At 72.6% G+C, this 16963-nt stretch carries 17 protein-coding genes; 11 read left to right on the top strand and 6 right to left on the bottom strand.

Features of this window, described 5'->3' with window-relative positions:
- Positions 1 to 35 precede the first annotated feature (35 nt).
- The 6 genes from ACFYQQ_RS33440 (at position 36) to ACFYQQ_RS33465 (ending at position 4165) form a co-directional block, all read left to right on the top strand.
- Entirely contained in the window at positions 36 to 551 is a 516-nt protein-coding gene (locus ACFYQQ_RS33440) for an NUDIX domain-containing protein (protein ID WP_355782454.1), read from the top strand.
- An 80-nt stretch (positions 552 to 631) separates the two neighbouring features.
- Positions 632 to 1024 carry a DUF202 domain-containing protein gene (locus tag ACFYQQ_RS33445; RefSeq protein WP_356176129.1) on the top strand — a complete coding sequence of 131 codons (393 nt, stop codon included), beginning with the start codon at positions 632 to 634 and terminating at the stop codon, positions 1022 to 1024.
- Entirely contained in the window at positions 1021 to 1344 is a 324-nt protein-coding gene (locus ACFYQQ_RS33450; protein ID WP_355789743.1) for a DUF202 domain-containing protein, read from the top strand. The genes ACFYQQ_RS33445 and ACFYQQ_RS33450 overlap by 4 nt, the downstream gene beginning before the upstream one ends.
- A gap of 145 nt (positions 1345 to 1489) precedes the next feature.
- Positions 1490 to 1786 (top strand): hypothetical protein, encoded by a 297-nt coding sequence (locus ACFYQQ_RS33455; protein WP_355789746.1) that lies wholly within the window; start codon positions 1490 to 1492, stop codon positions 1784 to 1786.
- Between the two features lie 135 nt (positions 1787 to 1921).
- Entirely contained in the window at positions 1922 to 2944 is a 1023-nt protein-coding gene (locus ACFYQQ_RS33460) for a phosphotransferase family protein (RefSeq protein WP_355789748.1), read from the top strand.
- A gap of 6 nt (positions 2945 to 2950) precedes the next feature.
- Entirely contained in the window at positions 2951 to 4165 is a 1215-nt protein-coding gene (locus ACFYQQ_RS33465) for an acyl-CoA dehydrogenase family protein (protein ID WP_355789751.1), read from the top strand.
- A gap of 53 nt (positions 4166 to 4218) precedes the next feature.
- On the opposite strand, the gene ACFYQQ_RS33470 is transcribed toward ACFYQQ_RS33465, so the two are convergent.
- The 3 genes from ACFYQQ_RS33470 to ACFYQQ_RS33480 are packed head-to-tail and all read right to left on the bottom strand — an operon-like array spanning position 4219 to position 7291.
- Positions 4219 to 4812, bottom strand: a complete 594-nt coding sequence (locus tag ACFYQQ_RS33470; protein ID WP_355793084.1) for a TetR/AcrR family transcriptional regulator — start codon at positions 4810 to 4812, stop codon at positions 4219 to 4221.
- Between the two features lie 35 nt (positions 4813 to 4847).
- A complete protein-coding gene (locus ACFYQQ_RS33475) occupies positions 4848 to 6530 on the bottom strand; it encodes an AMP-binding protein (protein ID WP_355793086.1) in 1683 nt (560 codons plus the stop codon).
- On the bottom strand, positions 6527 to 7291 hold the full coding sequence (locus tag ACFYQQ_RS33480; RefSeq protein WP_355793088.1) for an SDR family oxidoreductase: 765 nt from the start codon (positions 7289 to 7291) through the stop codon (positions 6527 to 6529). The genes ACFYQQ_RS33475 and ACFYQQ_RS33480 overlap by 4 nt, the downstream gene beginning before the upstream one ends.
- 172 nt (positions 7292 to 7463) lie before the next feature.
- Here ACFYQQ_RS33480 and ACFYQQ_RS33485 point away from each other — a divergent pair, with 172 nt between their 5' ends.
- Together ACFYQQ_RS33485 and ACFYQQ_RS33490 are read left to right on the top strand one after the other, a co-directional pair.
- On the top strand, positions 7464 to 8699 hold the full coding sequence (locus tag ACFYQQ_RS33485; protein WP_356174437.1) for a DUF1343 domain-containing protein: 1236 nt from the start codon (positions 7464 to 7466) through the stop codon (positions 8697 to 8699).
- Positions 8700 to 9084: 385 nt separating this feature from the next.
- Positions 9085 to 9276, top strand: coding sequence for a hypothetical protein (locus ACFYQQ_RS33490; protein ID WP_388906361.1), 192 nt, complete (start codon positions 9085 to 9087; stop codon positions 9274 to 9276).
- 27 nt (positions 9277 to 9303) lie between these two features.
- Here ACFYQQ_RS33490 and ACFYQQ_RS33495 read toward each other — a convergent pair whose 3' ends face one another.
- A complete protein-coding gene (locus ACFYQQ_RS33495) occupies positions 9304 to 12093 on the bottom strand; it encodes a penicillin acylase family protein (RefSeq protein WP_356243345.1) in 2790 nt (929 codons plus the stop codon).
- Positions 12094 to 12410: 317 nt separating this feature from the next.
- On the opposite strand from ACFYQQ_RS33495, the gene ACFYQQ_RS33500 reads away from it, so the two are divergent.
- Complete coding sequence (locus tag ACFYQQ_RS33500; RefSeq protein WP_355782676.1) at positions 12411 to 13016, top strand: hypothetical protein; 606 nt, start codon at positions 12411 to 12413, stop codon at positions 13014 to 13016.
- Between the two features lie 45 nt (positions 13017 to 13061).
- Here the strand turns inward: ACFYQQ_RS33500 and ACFYQQ_RS33505 are convergent, their stop codons facing one another.
- Positions 13062 to 13580 carry a hypothetical protein gene (locus ACFYQQ_RS33505; RefSeq protein WP_355782679.1) on the bottom strand — a complete coding sequence of 173 codons (519 nt, stop codon included), beginning with the start codon at positions 13578 to 13580 and terminating at the stop codon, positions 13062 to 13064.
- A 75-nt stretch (positions 13581 to 13655) separates the two neighbouring features.
- On the opposite strand from ACFYQQ_RS33505, the gene ACFYQQ_RS33510 reads away from it, so the two are divergent.
- The gene (locus tag ACFYQQ_RS33510; RefSeq protein WP_355782682.1) at positions 13656 to 14420 is read left to right on the top strand and encodes a 3-keto-5-aminohexanoate cleavage protein; all 765 of its coding nucleotides are present in this window, start codon (positions 13656 to 13658) and stop codon (positions 14418 to 14420) included.
- A gap of 85 nt (positions 14421 to 14505) precedes the next feature.
- Entirely contained in the window at positions 14506 to 15573 is a 1068-nt protein-coding gene (locus ACFYQQ_RS33515; protein ID WP_355782686.1) for an RNA ligase (ATP), read from the top strand.
- A gap of 775 nt (positions 15574 to 16348) precedes the next feature.
- Here ACFYQQ_RS33515 and soxR read toward each other — a convergent pair.
- Positions 16349 to 16903, bottom strand: a complete 555-nt coding sequence (gene soxR / locus ACFYQQ_RS33520; RefSeq protein ID WP_388906367.1) for a redox-sensitive transcriptional activator SoxR — start codon at positions 16901 to 16903, stop codon at positions 16349 to 16351.
- Positions 16904 to 16963: the final 60 nt, after the last annotated feature.

Genomic DNA, 16963 nt, shown 5'->3' on the forward strand with positions numbered 1-16963 from the left:
GACCGGGCCGCGCGGGGAACTGCTTGGATGGGGCCATGAGCGCCGCCGACGAGATCCTCGACATCGTGGACGAGAACGACCGGGTCATCGGGCAGTCGCCGCGCGGGGAGGCCTACGCGCGCGGTCTGCGCCACCGCTGCGTGTTCATCCAGGCGCGGGACGCCGAAGGCCGGATCTTCGTCCACCGCCGCACCCCGACCAAGCTGGTCTTCCCCTCGCTGTACGACATGTTCGTGGGCGGGGTCGTCGGTGCCGGGGAGTCCTACGACGACGCGGCCCTGCGGGAGGCCGAGGAGGAGCTGGGCGTGCGGGGGCTGCCGCGGCCGCGCCCGCTCTTCACGTTCCTGTACGACGACGGGGCCCAGCGCAGCTGGTGGTCCGCCGTGTACGAGGTGCGCTGCGACCTGCCCGTACGTCCCCAGGCCGAGGAGGTCGCCTGGCACGACTTCCTTCCCGAGGACGAGGTGGAGCGGCGTCTGACGGACTGGACGTGGGTCCCGGACGGCCTGGCGGCGTACGAGCGCCTCAAGGCCTACCGGTCGATGGGCTGACCCCTGCCGCGGACCGCGGGGAGAGGGGCCCCGCGGCCTGACCCACGGTGCCCGGGCGGCACCCCGGTAGGGTCCCTCGCGTGATCGAATTCGTACGGAACGTCCGCCTGTGGTTCGCGCCCGAGGAGATCCGCCAGGAGGGCGGGACTCCCGACTACCGGTTCTCGCTGGCGAACGAGCGGACCTTCCTCGCCTGGCTGCGGACCGCGCTGGCGCTGATCGGCGGCGGCTTCGCCGTGGACCAGTTCCTGCCGGACCTGCGGTGGGGCTGGCGCGTCGGGCTCGCCCTCGCGCTGCTCGCCGCGGGCGTGCTGTGCTCCCTGCGCGCGGTCAATCACTGGGTGCGCTGCGAGCGCGCCATGCGGCGGGGCGAGGACCTGCCGGTGTCCCGCTTCCCCGCGCTGCTCGGCATCGCCGTCGCGATCGTCGCCGTCGCGATGGTGCTCGTCGTGCTCGTCGGCTGGGAAGGGTGAGCGCGCCCGCCCGGGACCGTGACCCGGGTCTGCAGCCGGAGCGGACGCGGCTGGCCTGGCGGCGTACGACGCTGTCGAGCACCGTGGCCGCCGTACTCGCCGTGAAGACGGCCCTGCACGGCGGGGCCTCGCCCCTCGGGCTCGTGGCCTGCGCCCTGTGCTGCGCGCTCTGGCTGGGCTTCCTGGCGGTGGCCCACCGCCGCATCACCGCCCTGGCCTCCGCCGCCGGCCGCACGACGGCCCTCACGCCCAGGGACGCGACGGCGGCCACCCTGTGCACGGTGGCGCTCGCGGTGTGCGCGGTGGCGCTGGTGTTCTGAGGGCGGGCCCTGCCGGGCACCGGCCTGTTCCGGTGAACCCGTACGGCACGCGGACCGAACGGGGCGTGGGCCGCGTACAGGCGATTAGGGCGTTTTGTACCGATAGCCTGAACCGTCATTCCACGCCACTTCGAAGGTGAGCACCATGACCACCCTTCACCAGGAGCACCCCGCTCACGAGCACGTCCACGGTCCCGCCTGCGGGCACGCGGAGGTGCCGCACGGCGACCATGTCGACTACCTGCACGACGGGCATCTGCACCGCGAGCACGGCGGGCACTGGGACGAGTGCGAGCCGGGCGGACACACGGCGCACGAGGGCCACGAGCACCGGCACGGCGAGGACTGCGGGCACCAGCGGGTCCAGCACGGCGACCACGTCGACTACCTGCACGACGGGCACCGGCACGCCGAGCACGACGGACACTGGGACGACCACTAGGGGGGTCCGGTCGGCGTCTTCGCGGCTCCTTCGGGAGCGGGAGACGCCGATCACGTTTTGCGCGGGCACTGGACGACATACCGACCGGTCGGCATCATGTGTGACGTCCTGTTTTCCGTGTGCGTAGGAGCAATGATGAGCCCAGACCACCCCCCGGGTCTCGATCTCGACCGGTTGCGTGACCTGCTCGACGGCGAGCGGCCCGGACTGGTGAACGGCCCGCTGTCCGGCCGGCTCATCGAGGGGGGACGGTCGAACCTCACGTACGCGGTCACGGACGGCGCCACGAAATGGGTCGTCCGCAGGCCCCCGCTGGGCCACGTCCTGGCCACCGCGCACGACATGAAGCGCGAGCACCGGGTGATCAGCGCCCTGCATCCGACCGCCGTGCCGGTGCCGCGGCCCGTGCTGCTGTGCGAGGACGACTCCGTGCTCGGCGCGCCCTTCTACGTCATGGAGTTCGTGGAGGGCACCCCGTACCGCACCGCCGGGCAGCTGGCCCCGCTCGGCGCGGAGCGCACCCGGGGCGCGGTCCTCGGCCTGGTCGACACCCTGGTCGAGCTGCACGCCGTGGACCCCGCCGAGGTCGGCCTCGCGGACTTCGGCCGGCCCGAGGGCTTCCTCGACCGGCAGCTGCGCCGCTGGGGCAAGCAGCTGGACGCGTCCAGGAACCGCGACCTGGCGGGGATCGACGAACTGCACGCCGCTCTGGGCCGCGAGCTGCCCGTCTCCCCCGCCCCGGCCGTCGTGCACGGCGACTACCGGCTGGACAACGTGCTGATCGGCACGGACGACCGGATCAAGGCGATCCTGGACTGGGAGATGTCCACGCTCGGTGACCCGCTCACCGACCTGGGGCTGCTGGTGATGTACAGCGCGCCGCTGGACCTGCCCGACTCCCCCATCAGCACGACGGCCTCGGCCCCCGGGCACCCGGACGCGGCCGAGATCGTCGAGCGGTACGCCGCGCGCTCGGGGCGCGACGTGTCCGCCGTCTCCTGGTACACGGCGTTCGCGTGGTTCAAGCTCGCCGTGATCCTGGAGGGCATCCACTACCGCTACACCCTCGGCCAGACGGTCGGCGCGGGCTTCGACCGCATCGGCGAGCTGGTCCCCTTCTTCATCGAGCACGGCCTGACCACCCTTCAGGAAGGCTGATCCGCCATGGACTTCGCATTCGACGCCCGCACCGAGGAGCTCCGCCACAAGCTGCTCGCCTTCATGGACGAGTACGTCTATCCGGCGGAGGCCGTCGCCGAGGAGCAGCGCGCGCGACTGGACTCGCCGTGGGACACCCCGGCGGTCGTCGGGGAGCTGAAGGCCGAGGCGCGCCGCCAGGGGCTGTGGAACCTCTTCCTGCCGGACTCCGAGTACGGTGCCGGGCTCACCAACCTCCAGTACGCGCCGCTCGCCGAGATCACCGGCCGCAGCCCGCACCTGGCGCCCACCGCGCTGAACTGCGCGGCGCCGGACACCGGCAACATGGAGGTGCTGACGCAGTTCGGCGACGAGCAGCAGAAGAAGCAGTGGCTGGAGCCGCTGCTCGCGGGCGAGATCCGCTCGGCGTTCGCGATGACCGAGCCCGAGGTGGCCTCCTCCGACGCCACGAACATCACCACGCTGATCGAGCGGGACGGCGACGACTACGTCGTCACCGGGCGCAAGTGGTACATCTCCGGGGCGATGAACCCGGACTGCAAGATCTTCATCGTGATGGGCAAGACCGACCCGGACGGTGCCGACATCCGGCGCCAGCAGTCCATGGTGCTCGTCCCCCGCGACACCCCGGGCGTCGAGATCCGGCGCGCCATGCAGGTCTACGGATACGAGGACCACTCGCACGGCGGGCACGCGGAGGTCGTCTTCGACCACGCGCGCGTGCCGGTGTCGAACCTGGTGGGCGAGGAGGGCGGCGGCTTCGCCATCGCCCAGGCGCGGCTCGGCCCGGGGCGGATCCACCACTGCATGCGGCTGATCGGCATGGCCGAGCGGGCGATCGAGCTGATGTGCCGCCGCGCGGTGAGCCGCGACGCCTTCGGCAAGCCGCTCGCGCAGCAGGGCGTGGTGCAGAACTGGATCGCCGACGCCCGCGTGGCCGTCGAGCAGCTGCGGCTGCTGGTCCTGAAGACGGCCTGGATGATGGACACCGTGGGCAACAAGGGGGCGCACACGGAGATCCAGGCCATCAAGATCGCCACTCCGCGTACGGTCGTGGACATCCTCGACAAGGCGGTGCAGCTGCACGGCGCCGGCGGTGTGAGCCAGGACTTCCCCCTGGCGGAGCTGTGGGCGAGCGCCCGGACGCTGAAGCTCGCGGACGGGCCGGACGAGGTGCACCAGCGGTCGCTGGCGCGCCGGGAGATCAAGAAGTACGTGTGACGGGCCGGGGGCCCCGGCGGCGGTCCGCCCGCCGCCGGGGCCCCCGCGCGTCCTCAGGGGCGCAGGGCGCGCAGCAGCAGGTCGGCGAGCTGGTCGGCGAGCTGCTGGGGGGTGAGGGGGCCGTCGGGGCGGTACCACGTCGACAGGTGGTGGATCGACCCGAAGTGGTAGTCGACGACCAGGTCGGCGGGGGTGGCCGTGGAGAAGACTCCCTGCTTCTGGCCCTCCTCGATGAGCGCGCGGAAGCGTTCGTGGTAGCGGCGGCGCTCGGCGCGCACCTGCTTGTTCTTCTCGGGGCTCAGGTGGTGCATCGAGCGGAAGAAGATCGACGCGTCGTCCAGGTTGTCGATCGTGGTCACCACGACGTCGGCCGCGGCTCCGCGCAGCCGCTCCTCGACGGGGGCGTCGGCGCCCGCGAAGGCGTCCAGGCGCTCCTGCTGGACGCGCAGCACGCGCGCGTAGACCTCGTGCAGCAGGTCGTCCTTGGAGCCGAAGTAGTGGTAGAGGGCGCCTTTGGTGACGCCCGCCGCCTCGACGATCTCCTGCACCGAGGTCCGGTCGTAGCCCTGCTCCGCGAAGAGCCGGGTGGCGGCGGCGAGCAGCCGCTGTGGAACAGGAGGCCCGTCTCCGTCCGTCGTCCTGGGCACTGAGGCCACCTGCCTTCCGAGTCGCTGTACCGTCGTCACGCGTTGCGCGCTTGTGGCGCGTCGTCCCTGCGGGAACGCAGTTCCCGCCGGAGGATCTTCCCACTCGCCGTCTTCGGCAGCTCCGGCAGGATCTCCACCTGGCGCGGATATTTGTACGCGGCCAGCCTCTCCTTGCAGTACGCGGCGAGCCCGTCGGGGTCCGCCTCGCTGCCGGGGCGCAGGCTGATGTAGGCCTTGACGGTCTCCCCGCGGTAGCCGTCGGGGATGCCGACGACGGCCGCCTCGCGCACCGCGGGGTGCGTGTAGAGGACGTCCTCCACCTCGCGCGGCCACACCTTGAAGCCGGACGCGTTGATCATGTCCTTCTTGCGGTCGACCACGTAGAGCCAGCCGTCGATGTCCATGAAGCCGATGTCGCCGGTGCGCAGCTCGCCGTCGGGGAAGGTCTCGGCGGTGGCCTCGGGGCGGCGCCAGTAGCCGGGGACGACCTGGGGGCCGCGGACGAGGATCTCGCCCTGCTCGCCGAACGGCACCTCCCGGCCGAGGTCGTCCACGATGCGTACGACCGTGTCGGGGCCGGGCACGCCCACGGCGAGGGTCCCGGACACCGGGTCGACCGGGGCCTCCTTGCCGGGCGGCACGGAGGCGCAGGGCGCGCTGCACTCGGTGAGCCCGTAGCCGTTGTGGATGTAGGGCCCGAAGCCGGCGCGGAACTTCTCCACCAGGGCGGGCGGCAGCGGGGCCCCGCCCGAGGAGATCATCCGGAACGAGGAGAAGTGGTCGCGGGTGACGGCGGGGTGCGCGGCCAGCGCCATGAACGCGGTCGAGGGTCCCACCGTGTAGACGGGGCGGTGCTCCAGGAACGCGTCGAGGACCACGCCCGCCTCGAAGCGGTACGCGAGGACGAGCGTCCCCGCGCTGTTCAGGCAGCCGGCGAGCTGCGCCACCATGCCGGTGATGTGGAACAGGGGCGCCATCGCGAAGTACACGGGCGTCCCGGGCAGGTCGAGCCCGGTGCGCTGGCGCTCGGCGTTGTGCATCAGGTTGCCGTGGGTGTTGGTGGCGCCCTTGGGCGCGCCGCTGGTGCCCGAGGTGTAGCTGATCAGCGCGATGTCGGACGGGGCCGCGTCGCGATCCCCGGGCGCCCGGTGGCCCGCGCGGGCCACGGCCAGGAGGTCGTCGGCGTCCGGGGCGACGGGCAGGCGCTCGAAGTTCAGCACGCGCGCGTCGTCGCGGGTCTGCAGGTCCAGCTCGCAGGCGGTGAGCACGACGCGCACGGGGGAGTCGGCCGCGGTCTCGCGCAGGTAGGACTCCCAGGCCCGGTCGGCGCAGACGAGCGCGCTCACCTCGGCGTCCTGGAGCACGTGGCGGACTTCGCCGGACTTGTACATCGGGTTGACCGGCACGACGATCGCGCCCGCCTTCCACGCGCCGAGCAGCGCGAGCACGAAGTGCGGGGAGTTCTGCAGCAGGATCGCCACCCGGTCGCCGCGCCCGATGCCGCGGGCGGCGAGGTGCCCGGCGACGGAGTCGCTCAGCTCGTCGACCTCGCGGTAGCCGAGGCGCCCGTCGAAGTAGGCGAGGGCGGTCCGGTCCGGGGTGCTCGCCACGACCTCGCGCAGGGCGTGCACGAGGGAGTCGAGGGGGTGGACCGGGGCGCGCTGGGCGTCGTTGAGCTGGGACAGCCAGGGCCTGGCCGCGTAGCGGGAGGCGGTCACTCGGCGGCCTCCCACCTCTGCTGGATGTGGTTCATGCCGGCCAGCCAGCGGTCGGGAGTGGCGGCCCGCGCCTGGTAGTACTCGGCGACCTCGGGGTGCGGGAGGATCAGGAAGCGGTCCTCCTTCATCCCCGCGAAGAGGGCGGAGGCGACGTCCTCCGGCTCGATGGCGGTCGGCTTGAGCACCAGGTCGCCCGCGCTGCCGGTGGCCGCGAGCATGTCGGTGCGCACGCCCTGGGGACAGATCGCGTGGACCTTCACGCCGCGGTGGCGGTAGGTCAGCGAGAGCCACTCGGCGAAGGCGTACGCCCCGTGCTTGGTGACGCTGTACGGCGCGGCGCCCACCATGGTGAGCAGTCCGGCGGCGGAGACGGTGGAGACGAAACGGCCGCCGCCGCGCTCCAGCCAGCCCGGGATCAGCTCCTGGGCCGCGCGGACGTGGGCCATCACGTTGACGTCCCAGGCGAGCGCCCAGACCTTCTCGTCGGCCGCCTCGGAGCCGCCGGAGCCGACGCCCGCGTTGGCGCAGTAGACGTCGATGGTGCCGCCGAGGGCGTCCCGCGCCTCGGCGACGATCGTGGACGCGTCGCCCGGGACGGCGGTCCCGCCGATCTCGTCGGCCACGGCCTTCGCCTTGCCGGCGTCGAGGTCGTTGACCACGACCCGGGCGCCCTCGGCGGCGAAGCGGCGGGCCAGCGCGGCTCCGATGCCGCCCCCCGCTCCGGTGACGACCACTCCCGCATCCTGCACGGCTTCCACCATCGGTCTCCTTCGACGCGACGCGAATCGGCTCCTGCTCGCGTCAGACTAACCAGTCGGTATGTAGTGACGGAAGGGGTGGCCCCGACGAGGCCGGTCCGCTTCGTTCCGTGGCGCCCCGGTGACCGCTAGCGTGCGTGACCATGACAGTTCCGTCGATCACGGAGGTCACCGCATGAAGCTGTCCAGACGAGGTCTGCTCGCCGCCACCACGGCCACGGTCGCGGCGTCCGCCGCGCCGGCCGGCGCCGCCACCGGGGGCCGACGGCTCCGCACCGGCTTCGAGCGCCTGGCCGCGGACGGTTACGCGCCGCTCGACGGCCGGCGGGTCGGTGTCGTCACCAACCCGACGGGCATCACCCGGGACGTGCGGCACATCGTGGACGTGATGCACGCCGACGGCCGTGTGGACCTGACCGCCGTCTTCGGCCCCGAACACGGCTTCCGCGGCACCGCCCAGGCGGGCGGCTCCGAGGGCCGCTACGACGATCCGGCGACCGGACTGCCCGTCTACGACACGTACTTGAAGAGCGGCCGGGCGCTGGCCGACGTCTTCACCGCCTCCGGTGTCGACACCGTCGTCTTCGACATCCAGGACGTGGGCGCGCGTTTCTACACGTACATCTGGACGCTCTACGACTGCATGGAGGCCGCGCAGCTCGCGGGCAAGCGCTTCGTGGTGCTCGACCGGCCGAACCCGCTGACCGGACGCGCGGCCCAAGGACCCGTCCTGCACAAGGAGTTCGCGACCTTCGTGGGACGGCAGCCCATCGCGCAGGCGCACGGGATGACGGTGGCCGAGCTGGCGCGGCTGTTCAACGGCGAGTTCCTGGCGGCGCCGGTGCCGCTGGAGACCGTGCCCATGACGGGGTGGAAGCGGTCGGAGTTCTACGACGCCTCGGGGCTGCCCTGGGTGCCGCCGAGCCCGAACATGCCCACTCCCGACACCGCGCTGGTCTACCCCGGCACCTGCCTCTTCGAGGGGACGAACCTGTCCGAGGGGCGGGGCACCACCCGGCCGTTCGAACTGCTCGGGGCGGAGGGCGTGGACGGCCGGTGGGCCGCCGCCGTCGAGCAACTCGGCCTGCCCGGCGTGCACTTCAGGGAGGCGTACTTCGCGCCGACCTTCTCCAAGTTCCAGGGGAAGACCATCGGCGGGGTACAGGTCCACGTGCACGACCGGGCCGCCTTCGACCCCGTACGCACCGGTGTCGCCCTCCTGGTGACCGCGAAGAAGGTCTGGAGCGGCTTCGCCTGGCGCCCGGACAACTGGATCGACAAGCTGACGGGTTCCACTCAGGTGCGCACGATGATCGACGCGGGCGCGACCGCCGACGAGGTCGTCGCCGCCTGGCAGGACGAACTGGCGGCGTTCCGGCGGGTACGCGCGGAGTACCTCCTCTACCGGTAGCCGACGGGACCGGCGCGACACCGCCGTGCCGGAGAGCCGGGTAGGGCACCGCCCCGGCCGGGGTCCACCGGCCGGGGGCACCGGGCCCGTACGTGGCGTACGGCCAACTCCCGCGGCCCGCAGGACGATGCGCGCATCGCATCGTCCACGGGGGACGAAGGGGCTCGTCATGACGGACCGGGACATGAGCGTGACTCCGTACTGGGACTGCGGTTCGACGCTCAGGGTGATCCCGACGGCGCGGCCGGGGACCGGCTCACGGCGGAGGTGGTGCGGCGCGGGGTCCGCGACGTGGTCGTCTTCTCGCACGGCTGGAACAGCGACCGCTCCGGCGCGACCCGGCTCTGCAGCCGCTTCTTCGCGCCGTTCCCTCGGCCACGACGGGGTGCGGGCGGTCGAGGGCGCCCCGGCGCTCGCCCTCGCCGACGCGCTCCGCACCGGGCTGCAGGCCTCGGGGTACGTCAACGTGGACGCCTCCACGGTGGTGCGGCGCGGCGGGCCGCCGGCCGGCGCCCACAACGACATCCGCCACCGGGAACTGGCCCGGCTGGTGCCGGCGGCGGGCCGGGTCCCGTGACCCGCCGCCGGCACCCGCGTCACCGGGTCACCGGTGCGACGTGAACTCCACCACCTGCTGGTACGTCGGCCGGTTCTGCCAGGTGACGGGACCGTGCTTGATGCCGCCGAGCGTGCGGTGGACGATCGAGTCGGCGCACCACTGGTCGCCCGCCGAGCACTGGTCGTCCCCGGGGTAGACCTGGGACGCCGTCCTTCCCGCCGCCTCCTTCAGCGTGCTGATGAGGATGTCCCGGCAGGCGCCGAGGCTGCCGCCGCCGCAGTACTTCTTCGGCAGTGCGCCGCGCACGGGCTCGCCGAGCACCGCGCGGATGTCCTTGTGGACGTAGCTCCACCAGCCGTACTGGAAGGAGCTGCCGGCGTGGGCCCCGGTCGGCCCGTGCGCCGCGGACGGTGACTCGTCGACGGGCAGGTTGCCGGTGAAGGCGGTGTACAGGTCGCTGCCGAGCCCCGGTTCGAACTCGGCCTTGACGAGAAGCGGCCACCAGGCGTCCATGATGCGGATCGCCTCGGCGTTCGCGTACGTCTTCGAGCCGGCCGAGGTCTCGGTGCGCCGCGCGCCCGCGGCCGCCCAGGCGGACAGCTTCCCGGCGGCGGCGGAGGCCGTGGCGTCCGTCACCGGCGAGCTCTCGACCACCTTCAGCAGGTCGGGCAGCACGTCCTCGGCCCGCAGGTCGGCCAGGGCCGCGTCGGCCATCGCCTTCACCAGCGCGGACCGGGTGACCCCGCCGGCGGACACCAGCTTCTTCACCCGGTCCTCCAGGAGGTTGCCCCGGTGCACGGAGCCGTCGCCCCAGGACGCCGTGGAGTAGTCCTTGGCCTGTTTGTTGTTCCAGGAGACGTAGTAGTCCTGGTCGACGGAGTTGGGGTGGGCGGACGCCGGGGTGTAGTCGGCGGTGTTGGGGCCCGGGTTCCAGTTCCGCCACTCGTACGCCGCCTCGGCCCGCACGGGGTAGTCGGGGTCGACTCCGGCGGCGCGCACCGGGTTGTCGCCGCTGTTGTAGTAGGCGGTGTGCCCGGAGTCGGCGTAGAACCAGTTGAAGGTGTAGTTGATGTGCTGGACCGCGCTCTGGAAGCTGCCGGCGTCCTTCACGAAGTCCGGGTCGTTGAGCATCTGGAAGCCGATGATCGAGTCGGCCTCGTGCAGGTACGAGGAACGCAGCGTGGTGTAGGCGACCTTCTTGCCGTCCACCGTCGCGCGGTACTCCACCGGCCCGTACTTGGTGCGGTAGACCTGCATGCGGTACGAGCCGGCCCGGGTCGAGTCGGCGACGGTCGGCTTCCAGGCGTTGGTCCGCTCGACCTTCTCCATGGCGGTGCAGGTGCCGTGGTACAGGTAGTGGTAGTCGTCCTGGCACAGCTCGACCGCGTACGTGTCGATGATGTCCTGGCCCGAGGTCGTGGCGCTCCAGGCGTAGTCCTGGCCGCGCCCCAGCTCGACGTACATGCTCAGGCCCGCGAAGGAAGCGCCGCGGGCGCTCAGGCCGGGCCCCTGGATCTCCTGGAGCATGAGCAGCTGGGGGGCGAAGTAGCCGGTCTGGGGGCCGAAGACGGCGACCGGATGGCCGCTCGCGGTGTGCTCGCCGCTCACCACGAGGGCGTTGGACATGCCGCGCCGGGCCGCGGAGAGCGCGGTGGCGGTGGTCCTGGCCGTGGCGGCGGTGGCGGCTGAGGCGGTGGCGCCGCCGGTGCGGTCGTAGACGAGGGGTTCCCGGGTCACCGAGCCGGCGTCGGGCAGGGCCCGGCCCTTCGGGTCGTCGGGTTTGGTGGCGTAGGGGAAGCTCTGTCCGTCGTGGACGGTGAGCACGGCCTCCGGGTCGTTGCGCTCGCGGAAGGACTCCCAGACCTCGGTGCCCTCGGCCACGCCGTAGCGGGACTGGGCGGCGAGCAGGGAGAGGGCGTTGCCGACCTCGCCGCCGCCTCCCGAGCCGAAGAGCGCGCCGATGACGGAGGCCAGCGCGACCAGGTCGGTGAGCTTGAAGTGCTCGATGGTGCCGGCGTTGGTGATCGAGTCCTTGTGGCCGGTGAGGACGTACTCGCCGGGGAAGTAGCGGCCCTTGTCGGAGGCGTCGATGTAGGCGTTGACGCCCTCGAGGTAGGCCTTGGCGTCGGCTAGGGCCTGCTGTCCGCGGGCGCCGTTGCCCGCGGTGGCGTCGTCGATCTGGGCCTGGAGGTCGGCCTCGGTGTACGGGGCGTTGCGCCAGAACTCTTGTTCCAGGCCCTGGTTGGACGGGGCGCCGCCCGCGAAGGAGGTCAGCTGGCCGCGTCCGACGTGCCGGAAGACGTCCATCAGCCACAGCCGGTCCTGGGCGGCGGCGTACCCGGCGCCGAACTCGGTGCCGTAGCGGGTGGTGCCCGTGATGTGCGGTACGCCAGTCCTCTTGTCCCGGACGATCGTCACGTCGCTGCGGCCGGCGGGCCTCGTGGTCGAGGCGACCTGGTCCGAGGGGACGCCGAACGACGCGTTGTTGAAGAAGTCGTTGATCTTCGCGTCGGTGAGCGCGGAGTACCCCGAGGGCAGTTTGCCGTAGGGCGCGAGCTGGTCCTCGGCGTGGCTCGGCTGGGTGCCGAACGCCTGGTTGAGCAGGATCTCCGCGAGGGTGGCGTTGCCGTTCTCACCGGGCGGAAGGATGTCCGAACACCGGCCTCCGCAGTGGTCCTCGGCTGCGGTGACGGCCGCCGGCGCGGCGGCCGCTTGGGTAATGGGGGACAAAAGACCGGCAATGAGGACGCATACGGATGCGCTCTTGAGGAACTTGGGGAATCTGCGAGGAGTTCTCAGTCTGTCGAGGATGGTGCGTGGGGTACGCCGTGGCATGGCAGCTCCTCCCGACGGGGGTGTGCCGGAGGTTACCGCCGGTATCCCCGCGGTGGAAGGTGAACATGCGTCACTTTTCCGGGAGGTGCGTCGCGCGGGCGGTGTCCGGCCAAGTGACCTTGTCCGCACCGGACTTCGGCAGGCGACTGACAGCGGCGGGAGACGGGCCGTGAAGGGATCGGTGGACGGCTTATGGCAGTCATCGGAAATCGGATGGAGCCGAATCGCTTGTCGATACGTCTACTCGGCGACGTCCGCAGGACGACGACGCCGAAGTGACCGAAGTACAGGTGCAGATGTGACGGAGGTGCAGGGCGATGGCCGGTTTCCGGAGTCTGGCGAGACAGGTGCGCGATCCGCGGTGCGATCTGGCACTGCGGCGCTACTCACTGCGCAAGTGCCTGGAGAGGTTCGCCCCGTACGGGCACCGGGCGACCTGGGACCATCTGTGCTCCAGGGCCGGTTTCGGCCCCGAGGACCGGTCCCCCGACCCGGCGCGGCTCGTGGCCGCGCTGGACGAACTCGAAGAGGCCCGCAAGGTCTGGCTCGCCTACGAGGTCGCGTTCGCGCAGCGCCGCAAGAAGGAGAAGCACGACGGGCTGCGCCGGCCGGGCACCGTGGACGACTGGCACCGGCTGACCTGGGGCGGTTTCGGCGTCGCGTGGTGCGACGACCCGGGTGTCCACCCTCATGAGCCGCTCGCCGAGGTGCTGCGGCGCCTGATCGCCGCCCTGGAGCGCGAACCGGGCACGGTCTGCCCGGTGTGCACCGGGGAGAGCCTCGTCTGGAGGTACGACCTGGCCCACGAACCGTCCTCCGGTCCGGTGTGCACGCACTGCGGCATCGTCGTGCCGCGGCCGGTCCTGACTCCCGAGGCCCTGGCGGAGACCAGGCGCGGACGGCTGCTGCTCATGTCGGCCTGAGGCGGCGGGGGTGCGGCGCTCGGGGACGCACCCCCGTGCTGATGCCTACGGCGTCAGCACGTCCGTGTGGATGGCGAGCTTGAACTCGGCGAGCGTGATCCGGGTGGCGATTCTCGCGTCGCCCGCTCCGCGCGCCGAGATCTTCAGGCCGACCGGCGTCCCGGGCGTGACGAACATCTGCCACAGGTAGGTGCGGAACTGCCCGCCCCGGGTGAGCATCGTGTCGTTCGTGGCGGTCGAGTCGTACCCCGTGGCGGCGTTCAGCGGGTCGCGGACGAAGCGTGCCCGGTACTCCAGCGCGCGGGTGTCCGCCTCCCAGAAGACCATCGCCGAGAGCATGCCCCAGCCGTCGTGGCTCGGCCAGATCAGCCCGGAGCGCGCGTCGGGGTACACGGACTCGGCGGGGCCGCCGTTCGCCGGGTCGTGCATCTTCCACGGGTCGTAGGACTCCTCGGTCGTCTCGTACGGGAAGCGGACGAGGTGGTAGCCGTCCTGGTCGTACGTGATCCGCTGGGTCCCCGAGCGCGCGGCGTCCCATTTCAGCGAGCTGATGACGACACTCATCCGTGTTCCTCCTCGCGGCGCCGGATTCCGCGCGGGGACCGGCGGTTGTCGGTGGCGTCCGGCACCATCGGGGGCATGGTGCAGGTTTGTGTGAACGGGACCCGCGGGGCGGCCGACGGCGCGGTCGTGCCCATGTCACCGGGGGCACTGGCCGACTCCGCCGCCGGGGCCGTCGCGGCCGGGGCGTCGGACGTCCATGTTCACCCCAAATCCCCGTGTGGTCAGGACACATTGTCGGCGAAGGCGGTCGCGGCCGTGCTCGAAGCGATACGTTCCCGGGTCGGCGTCCCGGTCGGCGTGACCACCGGGGCGTGGTCCGAGCCGGATCCGGCGGCCCGGGTGGCCCGGATCCGCGCGTGGACGGTGCTGCCGGACCACGCCTCGGTCAACTGGCACGAGCCGGGCGCAGAGGAGGTCGCCGCCGCGCTGCTCGACCGGGGCGTGGGTGTGGAGGCGGGCATCTGGTCCGGCACGGAGGGGGCCGCGCGGTTCGCCGCGTCGCCCCTGGCCGGGCGGGTGCTGCGCGTCCTGGCCGAGGTGACCGACCCCTCCCCCGCGACGGCTCCGGAGACGGCCCGGTCCCTGCTCCGCGACCTGGGCGACGCCCACGGCCGGCCCGTGCTGCTGCACGGCGAGGAGGGCGGCGCCTGGCCGGTCCTGCGCCTCGCCGGGCGGCTGGGTCTCGCGACGCGGATCGGCCTGGAGGACACGCTCACCCTGCCGGACGGACAACGGGCCGTGTCGAACGCCCAGTTGGTGGCGTGGGCACTGCGGCTCCACGGGCAGGACCGGCGGACGGCGCCGGGCACGGCGTGCGGGGGGACGGACCGACGACGCTAGCAGCCGCGAAATGGCTCGCTCCACCCTTTATGCGCAAGGACAGTTGGGGGCGATGAGACACGGCTGAGAGACCGGGGAGCCCACGATGTCGACGCTGCGCGTCACCGCCGAGGTCCTGACCGTCCACGAGCACCCGAACGCGGACGCGCTCGAACTGGCCCAGGTGGGCCTGTACCGGGCCGTCGTCGCCAAGGGCGCCTTCCGCACCGGTGAGACCGCCGTCTACATCCCGGAGCAGTCCGTGCTCCCGGCCGGGCTGATCGACGAGCTGGGGCTGACGGGGCGGCTGGCGGGCAGCGGCGCGGACCGGGTCAAGGCGGTCCGGCTGCGCGGCGAGCTGTCCCAGGGCATCGTGTGCCGCCCGAAGGCGCTCGACGGCGTCGACCTGGCGCGGGCCGCCGCGGAGGGCACCGACTTCGCCGGGCTGCTCGGCATCGTGAAGTGGGTGCCGCCGATCCCGCCCACGATGAGCGGTGACGTCGAGTCGGCGCCCGGCCTGCTGCCCTGGGTCGACATCGAGAACATCCAGCGCCACCCGGACATCTTCGCGCCGGGCGAGCCGGTCGTCCTGACCGAGAAGCTGCACGGCTCGGCGTGCCTGCTGACGTACACCGCCGCCGACGGGCGGGTCCAGGTGTCCTCCAAGGGCTTCGGCGCCAAGTCGCTGGCGCTGACCGAGGATCCGCGCAACCTGTACTGGCGCGCGGTCCGCGGCCACGGGGTCGCCGAGGCGGCGGCGCGGCTCGCCGGGCGGCTGGGTGCGGCCCGCGTCGGGATCTTCGGGGAGGTGTACGGCGCGGGCGTGCAGGACCTGACGTACGGCGCCGACGGCCGCCGCGAGTCGCTGGGTTACGCCGCCTTCGACGTCTGCGCGGAGATCGACGGCCAGGTCCGCTGGCTGGACGCGGGGGCGCTGCTGGAGGGCGAACTGCCGCTGGTACCGCGGCTGTACGCGGGGCCGTACGACATCGAGCGCGTCCTGGAGTACGCCTCGGGCCGGGAGACCGTGTCCGGCCGCGCCCTGCACCTGCGCGAGGGCGTCGTGATCCGCCCGGCCACCGAGCGCTACAGCCCCGTGACGGGCGGCCGTGCCATAGCGAAGGCGGTCAGCCCGGCGTACCTGACCCGCAAGGGCGGCACGGAATACGAGTGACCACCGGGCTGGGCCCGGGTGCGCCCTGTGTTCGTGGGCCACTGACCTGGGGGCCGCTGTCCCGGAGCCCGCTGCCGGACGGGGGGCCCGGCTCGTGGGGACCTTCGGAATGTGCCCGGGGGGCGGCTCACAGGCGGGCCTCGGCGGACGCGGGCCAGGGGGCGTACGTGCGAGGGCAGCCAGTGAGGGTGCCCGGGGGCCACCCCACTCCCGCATTCGCGTGAAGCGCGGGCGTGAAGGGGCGCCCGCATCCGCCTTTTGCGCGGATTGGTGCGCCGGGGCGCTGCCCAGGGGCTCGCTCTCAGGCACGCGGGCGTGACGGGCTCGGGCTACCCGGCAACCGCCTTCGGCGCCACGCAGGTGCGCAGGGGCGCCGCTCGGCGTCCGCTCTCGGACACGCGGGTGGGAGGCGTGAGCCTGGCGCTACCCGGCTCCGCATTCGCCGCTGCGCAGGTGCGCGGGGCGCTGCCCAACGTCCGCCTTCGGACACGCGGGTGCCGGGGAGACGCGAGGTCGGCGCTACGCCGCCATCCGCCCTCCGCGCCGCGTCACACAGGTGCGCCGGGACGCTCGGCCCGGGGGCACGGCCGGTGCCAGGGCGCCTCCCTTCATCACCCGGGTACCGGGGCGCCGCCCCCGCGCCCCCACCAGGCACACCCCAGCAGCAGCCTCTTGGGCGCGCAGGCGGCCAGGGACGCTCCGCCCGGGGCCCCCGGCACCGGTAAGCCCCTCTCGGAGGGAGGCACCCGGCCAAGAGGTCGGCCCCGGGGAGCGCTCAGCAGCAGGCGTCCGGGTCCTCAGCCCGCGGCTTTCGGGGCTCCGGTGTGCGGGGGCGTTCCACCATGAGGCGGGAGCCGGCCCGGCGTTCGCCGAAGACGTCGTCGGGGTTGGAGAGCACGCAGTTCTCCAGCGACAGGCAGCCGCACCCGATGCAGTCCGTCAGATGGTCGCGGAGCCGGCTCAGCTGCGTGATGCGGTCGTCCAGTTCCGACCGCCAGGCCTCGGAGAGCCGGGCCCAGTCCTCCCGCGTCGGCGTACGCTCCTCGGGCAGCTCGGCCAGCGCCTCGCGGATCGTGGCGAGCGGGATGCCGACGCGCTGGGCGGCCCGCACGAAGGCGACGCGGCGCAGGGCGTCGCGGTGGTACCGGCGTTGGTTGCCCGAGGTGCGGCGACTGCTGATCAGGCCCTTGGACTCGTAGAAGTGCAGGGCCGAGACGGCGGCGCCGCTACGGGCCGACAGCTGGCCGACCGTGAGTTCGTGGATCTTCTCGGAAATCTGGGGCACCCCTCGAACCCTACCGACCCGCTCACCCGGCCGGTCCGTTGACATGAGGCCCGAGCCCGACCATGCTAAGCAGTCGCTTAGACATTGACGCGCGGGAGGCCAGGG

Source organism: Streptomyces sp. NPDC005496, assembly GCF_042872045.1.
Classification (GTDB): Bacteria; Actinomycetota; Actinomycetes; order Streptomycetales; family Streptomycetaceae; genus Streptomyces.

What these genes read in the sequence shown, in the direction of transcription:
- ACFYQQ_RS33440 (WP_355782454.1), top strand. Translation starts at nt 36, where the DNA reads ATGAGCGCCGCCGACGAGATCCTCGACATCGTGGACGAGAACGACCGG.
- ACFYQQ_RS33465 (WP_355789751.1), top strand. Translation starts at nt 2,951, where the DNA reads ATGGACTTCGCATTCGACGCCCGCACCGAGGAGCTCCGCCACAAGCTG.
- ACFYQQ_RS33505 (WP_355782679.1), bottom strand. Translation starts at nt 13,580, where the DNA reads ATGAGTGTCGTCATCAGCTCGCTGAAATGGGACGCCGCGCGCTCGGGG.
- ACFYQQ_RS33495 (WP_356243345.1), bottom strand. Translation starts at nt 12,093, where the DNA reads ATGCCACGGCGTACCCCACGCACCATCCTCGACAGACTGAGAACTCCT.
- ACFYQQ_RS33510 (WP_355782682.1), top strand. Translation starts at nt 13,656, where the DNA reads ATGGTGCAGGTTTGTGTGAACGGGACCCGCGGGGCGGCCGACGGCGCG.
- ACFYQQ_RS33460 (WP_355789748.1), top strand. Translation starts at nt 1,922, where the DNA reads ATGAGCCCAGACCACCCCCCGGGTCTCGATCTCGACCGGTTGCGTGAC.
- ACFYQQ_RS33455 (WP_355789746.1), top strand. Translation starts at nt 1,490, where the DNA reads ATGACCACCCTTCACCAGGAGCACCCCGCTCACGAGCACGTCCACGGT.
- ACFYQQ_RS33480 (WP_355793088.1), bottom strand. Translation starts at nt 7,291, where the DNA reads ATGGTGGAAGCCGTGCAGGATGCGGGAGTGGTCGTCACCGGAGCGGGG.
- ACFYQQ_RS33485 (WP_356174437.1), top strand. Translation starts at nt 7,464, where the DNA reads ATGAAGCTGTCCAGACGAGGTCTGCTCGCCGCCACCACGGCCACGGTC.
- soxR (WP_388906367.1), bottom strand. Translation starts at nt 16,903, where the DNA reads ATGTCAACGGACCGGCCGGGTGAGCGGGTCGGTAGGGTTCGAGGGGTG.
- ACFYQQ_RS33515 (WP_355782686.1), top strand. Translation starts at nt 14,506, where the DNA reads ATGTCGACGCTGCGCGTCACCGCCGAGGTCCTGACCGTCCACGAGCAC.
- ACFYQQ_RS33500 (WP_355782676.1), top strand. Translation starts at nt 12,411, where the DNA reads ATGGCCGGTTTCCGGAGTCTGGCGAGACAGGTGCGCGATCCGCGGTGC.